This is a genomic window from Commensalibacter oyaizuii (assembly GCF_029953265.1).
Lineage (GTDB): Bacteria > Pseudomonadota > Alphaproteobacteria > Acetobacterales > Acetobacteraceae > Commensalibacter > Commensalibacter oyaizuii.
In genome coordinates this window covers 1,339,535-1,358,139 of sequence record NZ_JASBAO010000001.1, presented here as the reverse complement: position 1 = coordinate 1,358,139, position 18,605 = coordinate 1,339,535, and the positions used below count along the sequence as shown (strand labels likewise).

General features: G+C 38.3%; 16 protein-coding genes and 1 riboswitch. Of the genes, 7 read left to right on the top strand and 9 right to left on the bottom strand.

The features are described 5' to 3' along the window. The 5 genes from QJV27_RS06020 to QJV27_RS06000 form a co-directional block, all read right to left on the bottom strand. Window positions 1–636, bottom strand: a complete 636-nt coding sequence (locus QJV27_RS06020; protein ID WP_281448049.1) for a precorrin-8X methylmutase — start codon at window positions 634–636, stop codon at window positions 1–3. Window positions 637–648: 12 nt separating this feature from the next. Continuing rightward, entirely contained in the window at window positions 649–1,842 is a 1,194-nt protein-coding gene (locus tag QJV27_RS06015) for a hypothetical protein (RefSeq protein ID WP_281448048.1), read from the bottom strand. After that, window positions 1,835–5,179 (bottom strand): cobaltochelatase subunit CobN, encoded by a 3,345-nt coding sequence (gene cobN, locus QJV27_RS06010; protein ID WP_281448047.1) that lies wholly within the window; start codon window positions 5,177–5,179, stop codon window positions 1,835–1,837. The genes QJV27_RS06015 and cobN overlap by 8 nt, the downstream gene beginning before the upstream one ends. A gap of 14 nt (window positions 5,180–5,193) precedes the next feature. Further along, entirely contained in the window at window positions 5,194–6,228 is a 1,035-nt protein-coding gene (gene cobW, locus QJV27_RS06005; RefSeq protein WP_281448046.1) for a cobalamin biosynthesis protein CobW, read from the bottom strand. A 131-nt stretch (window positions 6,229–6,359) separates the two neighbouring features. Next, window positions 6,360–7,142 (bottom strand): hypothetical protein, encoded by a 783-nt coding sequence (locus QJV27_RS06000; protein WP_281448045.1) that lies wholly within the window; start codon window positions 7,140–7,142, stop codon window positions 6,360–6,362. A gap of 357 nt (window positions 7,143–7,499) precedes the next feature. Between QJV27_RS06000 and QJV27_RS05995 the strand changes: the two genes are divergently transcribed. Both QJV27_RS05995 and QJV27_RS05990 read left to right on the top strand, forming a co-directional pair. Beyond that, window positions 7,500–8,165, top strand: coding sequence for a nucleoside/nucleotide kinase family protein (locus tag QJV27_RS05995; protein WP_281448044.1), 666 nt, complete (start codon window positions 7,500–7,502; stop codon window positions 8,163–8,165). Between the two features lie 35 nt (window positions 8,166–8,200). Then, window positions 8,201–8,707 carry a nuclear transport factor 2 family protein gene (locus QJV27_RS05990; protein WP_281448043.1) on the top strand — a complete coding sequence of 169 codons (507 nt, stop codon included), beginning with the start codon at window positions 8,201–8,203 and terminating at the stop codon, window positions 8,705–8,707. Between the two features lie 202 nt (window positions 8,708–8,909). On the opposite strand, the gene QJV27_RS05985 is transcribed toward QJV27_RS05990, so the two are convergent. Continuing rightward, entirely contained in the window at window positions 8,910–9,944 is a 1,035-nt protein-coding gene (locus QJV27_RS05985) for a HoxN/HupN/NixA family nickel/cobalt transporter (protein ID WP_281448042.1), read from the bottom strand. Window positions 9,945–10,040: 96 nt separating this feature from the next. Beyond that, a riboswitch (cobalamin riboswitch) is annotated at window positions 10,041–10,219 on the bottom strand. Window positions 10,220–10,274: 55 nt separating this feature from the next. Between QJV27_RS05985 and QJV27_RS05980 the strand changes: the two genes are divergently transcribed. Further along, complete coding sequence (locus tag QJV27_RS05980; protein WP_281448041.1) at window positions 10,275–10,712, top strand: hypothetical protein; 438 nt, start codon at window positions 10,275–10,277, stop codon at window positions 10,710–10,712. A 114-nt stretch (window positions 10,713–10,826) separates the two neighbouring features. On the opposite strand, the gene QJV27_RS05975 is transcribed toward QJV27_RS05980, so the two are convergent. After that, window positions 10,827–11,759 carry a 2-hydroxyacid dehydrogenase gene (locus QJV27_RS05975; protein ID WP_281448040.1) on the bottom strand — a complete coding sequence of 311 codons (933 nt, stop codon included), beginning with the start codon at window positions 11,757–11,759 and terminating at the stop codon, window positions 10,827–10,829. Window positions 11,760–11,873: 114 nt separating this feature from the next. On the opposite strand from QJV27_RS05975, the gene cobU reads away from it, so the two are divergent. From cobU to QJV27_RS05960, 3 genes are read left to right on the top strand one after another with little or no spacing between them, the layout of a single operon-like run. Continuing rightward, on the top strand, window positions 11,874–12,374 hold the full coding sequence (gene cobU / locus QJV27_RS05970) for a bifunctional adenosylcobinamide kinase/adenosylcobinamide-phosphate guanylyltransferase (protein ID WP_281448039.1): 501 nt from the start codon (window positions 11,874–11,876) through the stop codon (window positions 12,372–12,374). Window positions 12,375–12,389: 15 nt separating this feature from the next. Then, window positions 12,390–12,995, top strand: a complete 606-nt coding sequence (cobO, locus tag QJV27_RS05965) for a cob(I)yrinic acid a,c-diamide adenosyltransferase (RefSeq protein WP_281448038.1) — start codon at window positions 12,390–12,392, stop codon at window positions 12,993–12,995. Further along, the gene (locus QJV27_RS05960; RefSeq protein ID WP_281448037.1) at window positions 12,995–14,455 is read left to right on the top strand and encodes a cobyric acid synthase; all 1,461 of its coding nucleotides are present in this window, start codon (window positions 12,995–12,997) and stop codon (window positions 14,453–14,455) included. The genes cobO and QJV27_RS05960 overlap by 1 nt, the downstream gene beginning before the upstream one ends. Window positions 14,456–14,730: 275 nt before the next feature. Here the strand turns inward: QJV27_RS05960 and cbiB are convergent, their stop codons facing one another. Beyond that, the gene (cbiB, locus tag QJV27_RS05955; protein ID WP_281448036.1) at window positions 14,731–15,741 is read right to left on the bottom strand and encodes an adenosylcobinamide-phosphate synthase CbiB; all 1,011 of its coding nucleotides are present in this window, start codon (window positions 15,739–15,741) and stop codon (window positions 14,731–14,733) included. A gap of 88 nt (window positions 15,742–15,829) precedes the next feature. Between cbiB and cobD the strand changes: the two genes are divergently transcribed. Further along, window positions 15,830–16,843 carry a threonine-phosphate decarboxylase CobD gene (gene cobD / locus QJV27_RS05950; protein ID WP_281448035.1) on the top strand — a complete coding sequence of 338 codons (1,014 nt, stop codon included), beginning with the start codon at window positions 15,830–15,832 and terminating at the stop codon, window positions 16,841–16,843. On the opposite strand, the gene QJV27_RS05945 is transcribed toward cobD, so the two are convergent. Then, complete coding sequence (locus QJV27_RS05945) at window positions 16,819–18,375, bottom strand: S10 family peptidase (protein ID WP_281448034.1); 1,557 nt, start codon at window positions 18,373–18,375, stop codon at window positions 16,819–16,821. The genes cobD and QJV27_RS05945 overlap by 25 nt on opposite strands. Window positions 18,376–18,605 lie beyond the last annotated feature (230 nt).

Here is an 18,605-nt window from a genome sequence, read left to right as displayed (position 1 = left end):
TTACAATTCCTGCTTCTGAGCAATGGCATTTACGGCTGCAACGGCCATGGCACTGCCCCCTTGTCGTCCTTTAACAATTAAATAAGGAATTTTATTCCACTCAACTAAGGCATCTTTTGATTCTGCAGCCCCTACAAATCCAACGGGCATGCCAATAATCGCTGCTGGGGCTGGAATTTTTTTTACTTCTAGCAAGTTAATTAAATGAAATAGGGTGGTTGGTGCATTTCCCACAACAACAACGCTACCTTCCAATGCATCCCCCCATAAATGGATGGCTGCAGCTGAACGGGTATTTTTTAGGTCGCTGGCAAGAGATGGGGTCTGCGGATGATTTAGCGTGCAAATAATAGTATTATTGGCGGGTAATCTGCGTTTAGTAATACCATGTGCGACCATTTCTGCATCACAAAAAATGGGTTTTCCAGCTTGTAATGCAGTTTCTGCACAATGAACAAAATCGTGATGAAATAAAATATCTTTGGTAATTTCAGTACGGCCACAGGCATGAATGATTCTGACGACGATACGGGATTGATCTTTGTCAAAAATGGATAAATCAGCCTCACTACGAATAGCGGCAAAGGATTTTTTGTAAATGGCCTGACCATCATGGATATAATTATACAAAGACATTACGATTTTTTCTTACAAAGTAGAAGATGAGTGCGTTTTTAGCAAACTTATGATTTCTGTCAAATTAAGATCTTGATAAGAGGTTTTTTCAGTCGCCTTGCCATCAAAGATTAGGTTATATCCAGTCGATGTTGCGCACAAAGTGATCGGGTTTGATTGTGGTGATGCACACCCTTTGGCACATCCCGATAGATGTATAGGGGCTGTATAAGAGGATAAATGGGGTAATAAACGGGTGATATCTTTTAAGGTTGGCTGTTGTCCCTGAATACAAAAAGGTTTACCAGGACATAAGATAACGTTCAGGCGTGGATCTTCTGGGGTGATTATAAAATCTGTAAGGGATGACAAATTACGAGTAGAACAATTGGGTAAAATTATGCTGTGCCAAGGGGTAAGTTGTAAGGTGGCATTGCCAAATTGTTGGGCGATCACTCCCAAATGTTGTAGCTGTGTCGCTGTTAATAGACCAAAGGGGATACCCACATGTATTCCGATATCTTTAATGTCCCCAACTGGGGGTGTGGTCATTATTTTTGGGGTATAGGTAAAGGTTGGATATGATGTTTGATCTAAAAAGAGTTGCGCGTTTTTTGGATCTATTAAACGTTTAATGTTGTTATTGATACAAAACTGTAAAATTTCCAAAGCAATATAGGGCGCTGTTTGAACATCACAAGCGATCACAGAGGGATAACGACCTAGTTGGATACACCATTTGTGATGGTGGGCGCGAATATTAATATCGCTATAATGTTGATCCAAGGAAAATTGTCCCTGACCATCGACTAAAAAGCTGAATTTCCCAGATAAAGGATGCAGTTGGCAATTTTGTAAAATCAGATCTTGCAAGGTCACGGCCAGGTTTTTTGTTTCTGGGTGACATAAAGGATCAAGATCAGTAAAAGGAGAAATTAGGAAGTTTCGTTTTTCTTCTGTTTTTAAATCGGGAGAGGCTAGATGGTGCTCTACAATGGATGGGATAAGGTGGGATATATCCTTTGGGCTAAAACCACGCAGCTGTAAATTGGCTTTTTGGGATATATTCATATAACCATTGCCATAATCTTTGGCAATTTGAGCAATAAAAAATGCTTGATCGCTGGTGATGGACGAGAAAAAAGGTTTAATGCGGCATAAAAAACCGTCCCCTGTTTCCATAGGCCGATATAAAGATGGACACCAGCCACGGCGTATATTATTCACGGTCTTGCTCCAATATCATGGCCACACTGTTAGATTTCGGATGCCATAATCCACGATCTCTTGCCTCTGAAAAACGACGGAGCATGGTTCGGTATGCTGCAAGATTGGCATCTTTTAAAAAAGATCGAACCGTATCGTCGCCCAATGTCGCTTCAAAAACTAAATTAAATTGCTGATCAAAACGGTGGGGCAGGGTTGCTGAAAACGCAAATAATGCATCAACAGAACGGGCAATCTCACCCGCCCCGCGATAGGAATGATTCATCATGGAGTGTATCCATGTTGGATTGGCTGCCCGTCCACGGGTGATGCGGTTAACCTCCTCGACCAACAATCTGATTTTGGGAGCTTCGGGTGTGGATGTGTCTGCATGATATAAGGTTGGTTGGTTATTGAATAATTGAGCTGCTGCTGCAAATCCTCCTTCGTGGGCGGCATAATCGGGACTGTCTAATAAATCAATTTCACTGTGATCTTGGGTATGTATAAATGCCTGTGTGGTTTTCAAACGATCAGATAGGCCCTGTTCATCATATTCTCCAGTTTTATGGCGACCATAAGCATAAGAAGAATTTTTAATCCATAATTCGCCCAACTCTTTTTGTTCCTGCCAGTTGCTAGTCGTTAAATTATCCTCGATCCCTGTTCCATAGGTCCCTTGGGCAGTGCCATAAATTCGTGTGGGGATTTGATTATTGGAGGGGGAATGTTGATACAAACCTGCTAATGGATTCCAGAATTCGTCTTCATCACGTGTGGCGATGGCTTCAACAGTTTGATCAAATGTATTGATTTGTGCCTCGAATGCATCTCGAAAAAAACCCGAAATGCGCAAGGTTACATCCACGCGGGGGCGATCCATTTTGGCCAAAGGAAGGATTTCAACCGCCGTAACCCGACCCGAGGTTGGGTCCCAAATGGGTTGTGCGCCCATTAAAATATAGGCAAGGGCTAGATCTTCCCCACCTGTGCGTAAATTGGTACTGCCCCACAGATCAATGACAATCGTGCGTAAATGATCCCCGTTTTCTTGCATATAGCGCAGCAATAAATGCTTGGCCGCATTTTGTGCCAGAACGTAAGCCGTTTGGGTAGGAATAGAGCGTGGATCAACTGTATATAAATTACGTCCCGTCGGCAGAACATCCAAACGCCCCCTTGTTGGCGCACCAGCAGGGCCAGCCTCGATAAAACGACCGTTTAACGCTTGTAGTAAAGCTGATTTTTCATTGTTTGCACATTGATACAACTTTTCTTGCAGGGTTTGTGCTTGATCGGGGGCATAGGCCTGAATGATGGTTAATAATTGCTGATATTGTGGGGGAGTATTTCCAAAGATATGTAATCCTTCGCGGATTTGTAGGTCTTTGACATCGCATAAATAGGCATCTAGATGACTTAAAGCAACTTCATCGCCACTTTCTTTTCGGTTGATACCCGTTTCTGCCAACAGACCACAACGTTCAGCTTTGTCTAAAATAGCACTAAGCAGGATTTGACTGCGTCTACGATCCAGCCCATCTGCCTCAGCATAATCATCAATCAATCGTTCTAATTCTGCGGCTGGGCCGCTTAATACGGCTTTACTGACAGGGGGGGTTAGGTGTCCAATAGTAATAGCCCCCAATCTGCGTTTAGCGCAAGCAGCCTCGCCTGGGTTATTAACGATGAAGGGATAAATAACGGGTATCCCCCGTAATAATATAATAGGTGCGCATTCATGCGACAAAGCGGTTGCTTTGCCAGGTAACCATTCTGTTGTGCCATGGGTACCAAGGTGAATTAATGCATCTGTACGTATTATTTTTCGCAGCCACAAATAAGTTGCAATATACCCATGACAAGGGGGGGTATCGGGGTCATGATATAGGGTTTTATGTGTTTGCTGGGTTGCCCGTTCAGGTTGTACAGCGACAGTAACATGGCCCAACGTTAAATAGCGAAGGGTTAGAAATTGATCGTGAATTGTTTCATCAAGGTTTATGTCAGGCCAAGATTTTAGAACCGAGGTTTGAAAAGATTCGGGGAGTTCTGAAAATAAAGCTTGATATTGAGGGACAGAGAGAATGGGTTGTGGTGCTTGATGGCATAATATTTTGGTTAATTCTTGCTGAGCAGGAATAGGCCGGGGGCCCAGATCGTATCCCTCCTGCTTTAACCATTGTAAAATGTGATATAAACTTGCAAAACTGTCCAATCCCACGGCGTGTCCTTCCTGTCCACCAACACCAGGATAATTGGACAGGAAAATGGTTATTTTTTTTTCTTTATTGGTTTTACGAGCAAGATCGATCCAGCCCAGTGCACGCTCTACAACCAGATCGATACCTTCAGGGTAAGGATCGTAATAAATTTGGCCATTTTCTTCTTTTTTAAAGGCGATGGCAGTGGTTAATAATTTTCCATCGAGTTCGGGTAAAACAACCTGCATCGCCAGATCAGTTTGGGATAATCCACGAAAACTTGTTTCCCATAATTGTTGCGAATTACTGGGTTGAAGTAATTGTAAAACAGGAACATCTATTTGTTTGAAAAGAGAGTTTTGTGAGTCTTGTTGAACAGAAAAATACGTAGCATTCAGGATTAAATGTGAAGGGGTGTTTTGTAAAAAATTATGCACCCAATATGAAACAATGGGATCTTTTAAAGAGCTGACATATATCGCTCTTATATTAATTTGATTTTGGGATAATTGATGGGCCAATGTCAAAATTGGTGTAATATTATTGGCCAGCAAATGGGTGCGATAAAACAAAATAATTGCTGTAGGTTGATGATCGTGTGTCGGCAAAGATAAATCGTACTCCCCAACCATTGGTAATGTTTCTGGATGAACCTGATAGGGGGCTTGTGTTAGATAACTGGCAGCCAGATGTAAAATATGGGAAAAATTGACAGGCCCACCTTCATAAAACAAAGTTTTAAATTGGGTAACTAGGGCCGGGGGTAAGGTACATAATTGATTTAGAGTTGGATCATCATACCCTTCGCCAGGTAAAACCAATAATGGTATATTTTTTGATTGGCATAAAGCAACCAGCTCGTCGGTACCATATCGCCAATATTCTATTCCCCCCAATAGACGTAAAATAACGAATTTGGCATGACGAACAGTATCGTCCAAATAAAGATCAACCGACATCGGATGGCGCAGACGATTCAAAGGTGCCAGTCTGACCGTTGGAAAAGCCGTGGGCAATTTTTCCAGACATTGTCCCATAATTTTTAAATCATTGTTTGAAAAAGAAAAAAAGATAATGTCCGCTGGTTCATGTTGTAAATCTTCGGCTATGGCCTGTTCGTCTAGGCTTTTTATTTCACGAACCAGCAGATGCATTATTTTATCTTTCCTTAGACTTGTAACGCTTGTTGGATAGCATTTTGATCAATGCCAGTTTCACCAATAATAATTAGGTTACCGTTACGCTGTTCATCTTTACGCCATAGACGGTCGAAATGATAATTAAAGCGTTGACCCACCCCGTGAATTTCTAAACGCATTGGTTTATTTTCAATATGAACATATCCCTTAATTCGTAAAATATCATGAGTGTTGGTTAATTGAATTAATTTTTGAACCAAGGCTTCTGGATCCTTTACCATGGGAACGGAGACGACAAAACTGGTGAAATCATCATGTTCGTGGTCTTCTCCTTCTGTATCGTGATGGGATGGGCGGGTATTTAGATCATCTTCTGCCCCAGCATGAATGCCTAAAACAATTTCGGGATCAATTTGCCCCTTTGAAGATTGGATGATTTTAACCGCTTTGGGGATTTCCTTTTGAATATCTTGGCACAGTTGTTGAGCTTGTTCAGAGGTAATTAAATCGACTTTATTTAAAATAATTAAATCAGCTGAACAAAGTTGGTCTTCGAATACTTCATGTAGGGGATTATCATGATCCAATGATGGGTCAGCAGCACGTTGTTTAGCAACAGCATCAGGATCGTCAGCAAATTGACCTGCCAGTACAGCAGGTGCGTCAACAAGGGTTACCACGCCATCAACGGTCATTCTGGTTTTAATACTGGGCCAGTTAAATGCCTTAATTAACGGTTTTGGTAAAGCCAGACCAGATGTTTCAATAATAATATGTTCAGGGGGATCAGCACGGTTTAACAGTGCCTCCATCGTGGGCAGGAATTCATCAGCAACCGTACAACAAATACATCCATTAGCAAGTTCTACAATATTTTCTTCTGTACATCCTGGTACGCCACAATTTTTTAAAATTTCCCCATCAAATCCCAAAGATCCGAATTCATTTACAATAATCGCGATTTTTTTGTTGGTTGTTTTTTCCATTAAGGAACGTAATAGTGTAGTTTTACCAGCACCTAAAAAACCAGAAATAATCGTGGCGGGAATACGCGCGGATTGCATGATGGGGTCCTATACTTCTTGTGATAAATAATAACAAACTAGATTATCTTTTTTATTATCAGAAGAAAAGGTGCTGTAGACATGCAATCCAGATTTTTAATGGGGATAGATTATTATTAATTTAAATAATTTTATTTCTGACAGGGGGGTGGGGCATATTCGCTATCTTGTGGAAAGGCTTGTTGGGCACATTTTGGAGGTGTTTGTGGTAATAAAGGGAAAACGGCAACCCCGATCACGCCAGTATTACTGATGTCTCCTGCAACGGAATGTGCGGCATAACTGTGTTCAGGTTTTGAAAAGCGAAATGCTGCAACATCAGATTGGCTTTTGCGAAAACCTGCAATGGTTAATGAAGTTTGCGGTGAAATGATGTATCCCCTGCGCCGAACAGACCCAGTTTGTCCAGAAACAACGTCAATTCCATCAACAGTTGTTACAACTTCATAACTTTGTTCGGGGCTGTTGTTATAGAAATAAAGCTGATAGCGTTGTCCTTCTTTACCTTGTAAAGTATAGTTATTATTTCCATTAGGATATAATTTCATTTTTCGTTTATATGGATCTTGAACTTGCATTAGGATTTTGTCCAACGCAATATAGCTGGTTGGGTAAGAACGGTCGGGGTTAGTACTGTAATAAATACTGGCCATTGATGTTGGTGTATTGGTTTCACGTGTGGCTTGGCGGGTGGTGACAGAAGAAGCAATATTTTCCCCCCATTTCGTTCCTAATTTTTCAGAAGTCGTTTTGGAATTAGATCCACCAGCGTTTGTTTGGTAAGGGGCTGTTGCAGTATTTTGAATATTATTTTGCGAAGATGCAGTCACTGGGGCCTGTTGATTTCCGCATCCAGTCAGAGAGCTGAGTAATATAAAGGCTGAGGATATCGTAAATTTAGAAGAAAAGGACATATGCTTTCCTAAAAATTAAAAAATAATAACATTATGAAAGATTTCTGAATACAAATATTTACTGTATGTATACTGTAAAATCTAGTCGTCTTTTGTTTATCATAGAATAATAATAAGAATTTGATAAAAAATTATCTGTGATTTTGTTTAGTCGGGGGAAAATCTACCAGATGAATTGACTTATGAACAATTACCTCTTTATTTTGAGTGGGTATTATTGACAATAAAACCTCTCAGAAGGGATAATATACCTTGGTGTAATATTATAGTCATAATTAATAAAGATAGGTGTTTAAACGAATAGCTTAATTCTATAATATCTTTAATATTTTATAAAAGGTATAAAGGTGTTAGGTCATGGAAAGTAAAAGTGAAACGCCTGTTGATGGATTGGTCTTATCACAAGAATATATTGATAGAGCTAAAAACTTGTGTAGAAATGGCAAGCGTATTATTTTGGCCATTGCAGGCGCCCCAGGGTCTGGCAAGTCAACAGTTGCTGGTTTACTGCATAAAGCTTTGGCAGATTGTTCAATGGTTGTGCCAATGGATGGGTTTCATTTATCAAATAAAGAGCTGGAACGTTTGGGGCGCAAAGGACGCAAAGGGGCCCCTGATACGTTTGATGTATGGGGGTACAAGTCCCTGATAGAGCGTTTGAAAAATCAGCAAAAGGGCGAGATTATTTATGCCCCTGAATTTTATCGTACAATCGAAGAGCCTATTGCTGGGTCTATTCCTATTTTTGATGACGTTCCTTTAATTATCACCGAAGGAAACTATTTATTATTATCTCAAGGGGAGTGGAATCCATTATCGTTGCTTTTTGATGAGAGGTGGTTCGTGACCGCACCTTTATTAGAACGTCAGCAGCGTTTGGTAAATCGTCATCATTATTTTGGACGTTCAATAGAAGATGCCAAAGCTTGGGTGGTAAATACGGATGAACCTAATGCACAATTAATTGAAAAACATCATAAAAATGCAGATTTAATTATTAATTGGGCAGACCCTAAAAAGTAATTTGATTTGTTATAACGCGGGCAGGATAAGCATCAATGATGTTTGTTCATATCCGCACGAAAGATTATAATATGATCGAAATTCGTTCTCCGCTACCCCCGTTTACATTAGATACTGCTATACAAAAAGTTAGGTTAGCCGAAGATGGCTGGAACAGTCGTAATCCTGAAAAAGTTGCGCTGGCTTACACCGTGGACAGTGCGTGGCGTAATCGCGATCAGTTTATCAATGGCCGACGGGAAATTATTGCGTTTCTAACGACAAAATGGCGCGATGAGCAAGATTATCGTTTAATTAAAGAATTATGGGCATATCATCAAAACAGAATTGCTGTTCGTTTTGCCTATGAGTGGCATGATGGTCAGGGGAATTGGTTTCGATCTTTTGGAAACGAAAACTGGGAATTTGATCAAAATGGACTGATGTGTAAACGATTTGCTTGTATCAATGATTTAGCCATTAAAGAAGCTGATCGAAAATATTTTTGGCCTTTGGGAAGAAGACCTGATGAACATCCTAGTTTAACAGATTTGGGGGTTTAGTAATCGTAAATAAATAAAATCTATACGGAGCAATAGGCTCACAAATTTTTTTTTAGTTCAAATTATGAACATATTACTTCACTATTTTGATCTTTATTTTAATATATATAATAATAATTGCTAATAATAGATTTAGTAACTAAAGGCTTATTTTAGAGTAGTTTACCATGATAAGCCTTTATAGTTTTAATATGATAGATGGTTATTCAATTTTCTGAGTTTTATAAATGATATATGAAATTAACCATGCTAAGATAAATATGCCAATAATAGCGTAACCTAATTCATTGAAGTTGCTGCTTAATTCACTGATGATATTCCAAAAACTGCCTTGTAAATTAAATTGATCAGCGATCAAGCTTAATGCTTCTATTCCACCAATAAACAAGGCAACAAAAATTGAAACCAAGGTAATAGACATATTGTAAAACAGCTTGCGCATGGGTTTAACAAAAGCCCAGTCATAGGCTTTTAACATCAAGATCCCATCACTGGTGTCGACAAGGGACATACCCGCTGCAAATAAAACAGGAAACACCATAATGGACGTTAAAGGAATACCTTGATTAATCTGTGATGCAGAAACAGCAAACATTGAAACCTCAGTTGCTGTGTCAAAGCCCAGACCAAATAAAAAGCCCAAGGGAAACATATGCCACCCCTTGGTAATTAATTTAAAAAGAGGACGAAGTAAGCGTGATAAAAACCCACGGTTATTTAACAGTATATCCAAGTCTTCTTCGACATAATCCCCGCCATTTTTAACTCTTTTATAAGTTTTATAGATTGAGATAAAAATGAAGATATTCATTACTGCAATAATGATTAAAAAGAAGGCAGAGATGCAGGTACTGATAATGCCAGTAATATTTTGCAAATGTTCAAAGTTACTTAATGCATTGACGGTTATGGCAACAAGAACAGCAACAATAAAAACAACTGTGGAATGTCCAAGGGAAAAGAAAAAACCAACAGAGACAGGGCGTTGTCCCATTTGCATTAATTTACGGGTTACATTGTCAATGGCTGCAATGTGATCAGCATCCACAGCGTGGCGTAATCCCAATCCATATATCACCAAAGAAATCCCCAGTAACGCAGGTTTGTTATGAAACGCAACAAAAGCCCAGATCCATGCCCCAATGTTTAATATAGCCAGTGCAGTATAAATGGTGATTAATCGTGCTTTTAATTCTGATGAACTTTCATCAAATAAATGTTTTACAGACGTAAACATGAATAGTGCCTTACGGTAATGTTCATGTCATTATGAAAAGAAAAAGGTAGTAATTACCTGTTTGCGACATTGGGTCACCCCGCCCAATGTTTTCACGTTGACCAATGGTTGATGGCAGGTCTCCTGACTGATCGTTTTATTATTATTTCAACCTTCCCAGTAATGCACCAGTGGTATGCAGAAATAATATACGAAAATCACAGTTGCGGGGGCAGTTACAGAATTACACTGTATTCCCTATTAATTCCTAAGAAACCATCATAGATTGTTATAATCAAAATGATAAAAAAACACTATGGGAAAGATGGGTTATTTGAATAGAAAATTTTAATGTCGAAAAACGCTGTAAAGGGAACAGATATAATGAAAAATTCATGGATATTATTGAGCCTTATCATAATATTGTCGTCAATAGAACCAGTTTTGGCAAAAAATTTCCAAGCCACCTCATGTTATGGATATTTAACAGAGCTGGTCAGAAGTAGTAATTTTCCATTTAGAGGGATCAAAAAGAATGAGATTTCTCTTATTATTGATGATGATAAGGGAGATATGATTTCAGCCCAGGTCGGTTATGATCAGAAAAGAATAAAACCAGATATGAATTCTTTTGTTTTAATTGGTTGGATTAAATATGATATTATTCATCATGTTTTATGGAATAATTCTGCTGATTTAAATGAACATCCAGTTAAATTGAAGTTCAATCGTAACCATGTCATTCGTTTTGAAAAATGCCGTCAGCTTCGAAATGTTAATCAAAAATGATATATATTTGCGAACATTATGAACGTAATAATTTACAAATAATCAGCAATGATCAACGATTTTGTTATAACGTTGAATTACATGCTGATTCTTTAGCGTTTGAAAGTCAAGAAGTTAGAGTTTGACCTCATCAGGCAGGGCTTTTCCTGCAAAAAAAACCTCCAAAGATTGTAAAACTTTTGTTGCTGTGGCCTTCGATGTTTCAAAAGTTGCGCCTGCTGAATGGGGTGCCATAACAACATTGGGTAATTCTTTCAGGCATTGAGGAACATGTGGTTCATTCGCAAAAACATCCAAGCCTGCGCCTGCAATTTTTTTCTGTTGTAGACATCCAATCAAGGCCTCTTCATCAATGGTAACACCACGTCCAATATTAATTAAAAAGCCACGTTCACCAATTGCTTCAATAATTTCTTTATTGACTGCTTTTCGCGAATTATCCCCCCCACTGGCTGCTACAATAAAAATATCTGATTGTTTTGCAAGATCCAAAAGGGACGGTACAAAATTCCATTGTACATCAGTATGTTGGTGACGAGCCGTATAAGAAACTTCATTATCAAAAGCACTGATCCGTTGTGCAATTGCCCGTCCAATTGGACCCATACCCATAATTCCCACTTTTTTATTCGAAATAGAGGTCCCTTGATAAGGGCATCGTTCATGTTCCCAACGACCGTCACGGATAAATTGATCACGTAAATTAATTTGACGTGCAACATTTAATAATAAAGCCAAAGCCATATCAGCGACATCAACCGTGGGGGCTCCTGCTGCAATGCTTAGCTTAATGTTTCTTTGTTTTGCTAGCTGTGTATCAACGTTATCGTATCCTACACCATGTACTGTAATTAATTTTAGGTTGGGCAGGCTATTCAGAAAATCCGTCGGTGCGCCGATCACACCGTTTGTAATAACAGCTTCAATTTTATTCAAAATATCCGTATCTGGCAGACCATTAAGATGGATATGAGTGTTAAATTTTTGGTTAACTTGTTCTTGAATGCTTTTGGTCATAGGAACAAGTTGTAGAACTTCATGTTGCATTGTATTTTCCTCGAGTATGGGGTGGGTTGTAAAATTTTTATAGAATGTTGATTTATTATAATCATAGTGTGCTATGTTTTTGTAGGGTTTCAACAAGAAATTGTAACATATAGTATGATTAGTTTTATTTTAGGTGGTGCCAAATCAGGCAAAAGTGGTTATGCCGAAGAACAAATAATGCAGTTACCTGCACCATGGATATATTTAGCAACAGGAAGGGCATGGGATGATGAGATGCAACAAAAGATTATCAATCATCAAAAGCGTCGCGGTCAAGGATGGCAAACCATCGAAGTACCCATACAAATTGCTAAAGCTTTACAACAGTTAAATAAAGAGCCCGTTTTAATAGATTGTTTAACCTTGTGGTTAACCAATCTTATGATGGATCATTATCATATTGATAATGAAATAGAGATATTATTATCAGGATTAAAAGCATATCAAGGGGATATCGTGATTGTTAGTAACGAAGTGGGGCAAGGAATTGTTCCCATTGATCCAATGGCCAGAGCATTTCGAAATCATGCAGGGGTGTTGCATCAGAAAGTTGCCAAGATTGCGGATCGTTTTACATGTATTATTGCGGGATATCCCGTATTTATTAAACCATAATCAAAGGATATTCATATGAATCAAGATGCTGAGTTGCATAAAAAAAAGATGCAAAAAAGAAAAGAGTTACAAAAGGAGCTTGTGTCTTCTAAAAAAGAAGAAAAAGGCCTTGTTATGGTGCATACAGGCTCTGGCAAAGGGAAATCAACAGCGGCATTTGGTCTGGTTTTTCGGAATTTGGGATATGGGCGGAAATGTGCAGTCGTACAATTCATTAAGGCACCTGAATGGCAAACTGGGGAACGTAAAATGGCAGATATGTTCCCTGATTTATTAAAATGGCATACTCTTGGCGAAGGCTTTACATGGGATACGCAGGATAAACAAAAGGATATTGCTTCTTGTGCCAAGGCATGGGCTGTTGCACTTGAATATTTGCAATGTGAAGATATCGCATTGGTTGTTTTAGACGAGTTAAATATTGCACTGCGTTATGATTACATTGCAATGGATGTTGTCTTAGAAGGCTTACGAAAACGTCCCGCAATGCAACATGTCGTAATTACAGGACGCAACGCAAAGCCAGAACTTATTGAAGCTGCTGATTTAGTCACGGAAATGAATTTGATTAAACATCATTTTGACGCTGGGGTCAAAGCTCAAAAAGGTGTCGAGTTTTAATGTCAAAGGCCTTAATGTTTCAAGGAACAGGATCCAGTGTTGGTAAATCAGTATTGGTGGCAGGAATTGCGCGGGCATTAAGGCGACGAGGATTGAAGGTCTTACCCTTCAAACCTCAAAATATGTCGAATAATGCTGCCGTGACTGTTGATGGCGGTGAAATTGGCCGTGCTCAAGCATTGCAGGCCATAGCTTGCGGGGTAGAGCCTAGCATTCATATGAATCCCGTTTTGTTAAAACCTCAAAGTTCTGTAGGGTCACAAATCATTGTGCAGGGTAAAATATGGGGCCAAGCAAAAGCAAAAGAATATCAGACCCTTAAAGCGAAATTACTACCTTATGTGCAAGAAAGTTTTAATATACTATCCAGTCAAGCTGATCTTGTTTTAATTGAGGGGGCAGGGTCTGCATCAGAAATTAATTTGCGTCATCATGATATTGCAAATATGGGGTTTGCACAGGCTGTTGGGGCACCAGTTATTTTGATTGGGGATATTGATCGTGGTGGGGTAATTGCTAGTTTAATTGGCACACACGCCGTATTATCTGTCGAAGATTTAAAATTGGTCAAAGGGTTCATTGTCAATAAAATGCGTGGCGATGCTTCTTTGTTTTCGGATGCGATGTGTTGGATTGAACAAAAAACACAATGGCAAACTATAGGGTTGTTGCCATATTTTCCTGATCTACGTCAGTTACCCGCAGAAGATGCTGCGGACTTAAATGGAAAATTACATGATAAGGAAAAAAATAAACTTCATATTTCGATTTTGCTTTTGCCAACAATATCTAATTTCGATGATTTTGATCCATTGCAATATGAACCTGACGTTCAGGTAAATTTCATAGAAGTTGGCAAACCTATTCCCCAATATACGGACGTTATTATTCTTCCAGGGTCAAAAACAACCATTGCTGATTTAAAAATATTGTATGAAACAGGATGGGATACTGATATAAAGGCCCATCTTCGCCATGGTGGGTTCGTAATGGGAATTTGTGGCGGATATCAAATGCTGGGAAGCGACATATCTGATCCCCATCAAATTGAAGGCGACCAACAAAGGATACCGGGCCTAGATCTTTTAAAAATATCAACCACATTAGATCAGAAAAAAACATTATCTCGGATCAAAGGAATAATCACATTCGATCAATCGCCATGTGTAGGTTATGAAATGCATCTAGGTGTTACAATATGTCACCAGCGTTATAAACCTCTTGTTCAATTTGATCAGAATAAAGCTGATGGTGCGGTATCTGATGATGGTCGTGTTTTGGGAACCTATATTCATGGCATTTTTCATCACGATGATGCACGTCGATCATTATTACGTTATTTTGGATTAAAAAATTCAGCTACACAGTACCAAAAAGAACTAGAGTTTACCTTAGATCGCTGGGCAGATCATATTGAATCATATTTAAATCTTGATTTATTAATAAAACAAGCAATGTAATAAGATAAAAAAATCCCCCCAAAAGGATGGGGGGACCAAAATAAGTAGTTAGGTAGTTAATAATAGAGATTCAAGTAAAAGGCAGTTATTCGTAATCTCTTGATAGGCATCAGGCTATCTCGTATATAAACATCAAAGACCTATAGTCAAAGATGTGCTTTAAATAACCTTTTAACTGTATAGCGTATATCTAGTAGGTTTGGCAATACGCTTTTTAAAAAATACAGTAATGATTTTGTGTTTTTACTTAACTATATGAAATAAATACTTAACATCTATTTAATATTTATTTTGATACTGAAATAAATAAATAAGATGCACAGTAAATTGAAACGACATGAGATTTGAAATACTCGCAGGGCATTTTTAATATCCTGATAGGATAAAATTTTTCGTCCATTTCCAATCCAGTCAGTGTCAACTGTCCCTTCTTTGTATTGTCGTGGCCCTCCCAGTTGAATTGATAAACCTAGTGCCATCGCTGCTTCTGGCCAACCTGCATTAGGTGAGTTATGTTTTTTTGCTTCTTTTTTAATTTTTTTTATTGTCTTAATTAGGTTTCTTTTAACGGCTAGAGTAATCCATAAGGCAGAAAGTCTTGAAGCTGGGTAATTAATATAATCATCTGTTTTTGCGGCAGCATAACCAAAATATAAATATTTTGCTGTTTTATGACCAATCATACTATCAGCTGTATTGATGGCTTTATAAGCAATAATACCTGGTAATCCTCCAACACATCCCCAAAAAATAGGGGCAATAACACCATCAGAAAAATTTTCAGCTAGGCTCTCAATGGCTGCTCTGCATATTCCAGATTGATCTAAATGATCAGTTTTACGTCCAACAATTTGACTGACTGCAATACGAGCTGCGGGGATATTTTGGGTATGTAGAGGTGTTTCAACAGCTTTTACATGTTCGTATAAAGAACGTTTAGCAATAAAAATACTGGTAATGAATGCACATATCAATATTGCTATGGATTTTGGTAATATTTTAAATAATATTTTTTGAAGTATAGTCCCAATAATCATAGGAATAAAAGTTGCAATAGCAAGCGCAAAAAAACCGTTTCTTTTTTGAATAAAAGAAGGGTCATTATGATGATTGAGATGATGATCCAGCTTATGAATCAAAGTGCCAATCCAAATAATAGGATGGGGGATTTTTTTATAAATTGTTTTTGGATCACCCCACAAAGAATCAATAATAATAGCAACAATAATGACTTTTAAATTGCAATGTAAAAGATGAAGGTAAGTTGAAACAAGATTTTTATACATTTTATTAAAATAAAGTTGAGACAAGATATGATATAGGTTGGCTTTATTCATGTATCAGATTTTAAGTTAAAAGCAGAGGAAAAAGCATATGTATCATGGTGGGCAATTAGGAGAAGCCAAAAGACAATTTCCCAATGCAACACAACCTTGGCTTGATCTATCAACTGGGATTAATCCGTATGCCTATCCATATTCTTGTATTTCTATTGACCATGCAATGAGGTTGCCATTCCCAGAGGATGAAGAAAAATTAAGAGCGCAAGCCAGTAAATCTTATGGCCTGTTGAACAAAGAGTTAATGGTATCTGCACCAGGGACACAGATTTTAATTTCTTTGTTGCCTTATATATTTGACGTGCGGCAAGTCTGCGTTTTATCGCCAACTTATATGGAACACATATTGACCTGGAAAAAAGCTAATATTCCTGTGTATCCAGTTTATGATTTTGATCAATTTTCTAGTTTCTCAGGGCAAAAAAAAACATTAGGCATTTTGTGCAATCCTAATAATCCTGATGGGCGGATATATAGAATAAAACAGATAGAGCAATTAGCAGATCGATGGTCTGATTGCGGAAATCATCTACTTGTTGATGAAGCTTTTATGGATTTTGAAGATAAGGGCGTGGCCTCATTATTGCCTCATCAGGGGATCAGTATTTTACGGTCTTTTGGGAAAACATACGGGTTGGCAGGTGTTCGACTGGGGTTTTTATTATCTGATTATCAACGTGTTGAAAAATGCAGACAAATACTGGGACCATGGGCGGTTAGTGGCCATGCAATACAAATTGCTTTGCAGGCCTTTAAGGATCGTCTGTGGTTTGAAGCTACTAAAGCTCAATTAAAAGATCACATCCAACGTTTTGATCGTTTACTCGCACATTATTTATGCCCAGTAATAGGGGGCACCCATTTGTTTCGCTTAGTTGAATATGAACAGGCAAATGCATTATGGCACTGGTTGGCGAATTGTGGTATTTGGGTTCGTCGTTTTGATTATAATCACCGATGGTTACGGTTTGGATTGCCCCATTCAGAAATAGAATGGGACAGATTAGAAAATGCATTAAAAGATTATTTTTCGTCAGTTGTGGTTTGATCTTTTTCGTATAGTTTTCTAACATCTTGGGTTAATGCTGCTCGACTATCAGGGCGAGTATATAGCATATGCCCGCCTTTATACAGTCTCAAAGTAATGCGATCCTTTCCAACAGGCATTTGATCGGCAATCCAGCGCGATGTTGCAAATGGGCAGACAACATCAAAATAGCCATGTCCAATAAAGATTTTTAAGGATGGATTTAAGGCCAATAATTTACGCAAAACAGGCATCCCACGAACAATTGAGAAATCTCGATCATGATAATTCCACTGACTATTTAATTTCATATTTAATAAATTATACGTTAATGGTGTTGGATAATTTAGGTCTTGGGCAACATAATTGGCGAACATATTTCCATATGCTTTGCCAAAACCTGATAAAACAGGTTCAGGACTATCTTCATTATTCGTGCCATCGGGATTTGGATCGGAAATAGTCAGTGTGTAATCATACAGGCTGTGCAATCGCCCATCACGACTACGAATGTCATGGGCAGAAGGGTCTAAAACGGCTTTATGTTTTGCAATAATAGTTTCAGGTAGTCCAGTTTTTTGGCTAAGATCCTGATAAAATTGTGGCTGTTGTGCGGATGGAGTAACCATTTTTTGTAAATATTCCCCCAGGGCATAGTGATAAGCATCATTAACTGCTTCTTCGGTTAATTGATGAGTATTTTCCAATTGGCTAGCAATATAAGAAGGAATCAAAAAGGCGTTTGCCATTGGATTGTCAGATTGATCCAAATATCCTAATTCAATCGCTGGCGAAATCATGATAATGCCTCTGATCAAAATATTTTGCTGATCTTGTAAATCTTTGGCAACCATGATGGAACGTAATCCACCGTAACTTTCCCCAACCAGCCATATGGGTGGGTCATTACGATTGTTTTTGCTAAGCCATAATTGAATTGCTTTGGCAAAAATTTTTGCATCTTGTTTGGTGGTATAAAACTCTTTGGCTGCATTTTCTGGTTTGGCAGACAGACTGTATCCAGTATCAACTGCATCAATAAAGACCATATCTGTAAAAGGTAACCAACTGTCAGGATTAGATGTGCGCTGCGCATGAGCACCATCGGTTGGGTTATTTCTAGGGAAATTAATGACTTGTGGGCCAGCCGCACCTAAATTAAGAAAGGCACTGCCTGCACCAGGGCCGCCGTTGAAAAAGAAAGAAACAGGACGATTTTGATTTTTTGGGTTATTTTTTGTATAAGCAACGTAAAATAATTTTGCTGTTGGTTCGCCTTTATCATTCCGAATAATTAATGTCCCCGTATGCGCGGTATAATCGATGGTTTGATGAGCAAGGACTAGTTTGTGTTGAGTAAGGATGTTTGGGGGAAACAGATCAAAACGATCTTTGGTTGTTTCTTGATCAATATTAACCTGGGAATAATATGATTTACTAATGGTATATTTAGAAGATGATTGGCGAGCCATGGTTTGAGCTTTTGGATAAATTAAAAAGCTGCTGCATAACAAAACTAGGGATAGATATTTAAAGAAAGAGATATGTTTCACGAGAGTAATACTTTGAATGACAAAAATGACTAGGCAAAGTTTATCATAAAATAATTAAGGAACGGATAATTAAAATAGAGTTAATTTTGATCTATCAAGGGGCAGTTTATATTAATTTTTTGGGCCAATGACGGTATATTGCTATTGATGAAGGTTGAATGACTTTAAAAAAATTGTTACATTTTTGCCTTAATCTAGCCCGATTTATAGATTGTTCTACTATCATTAAT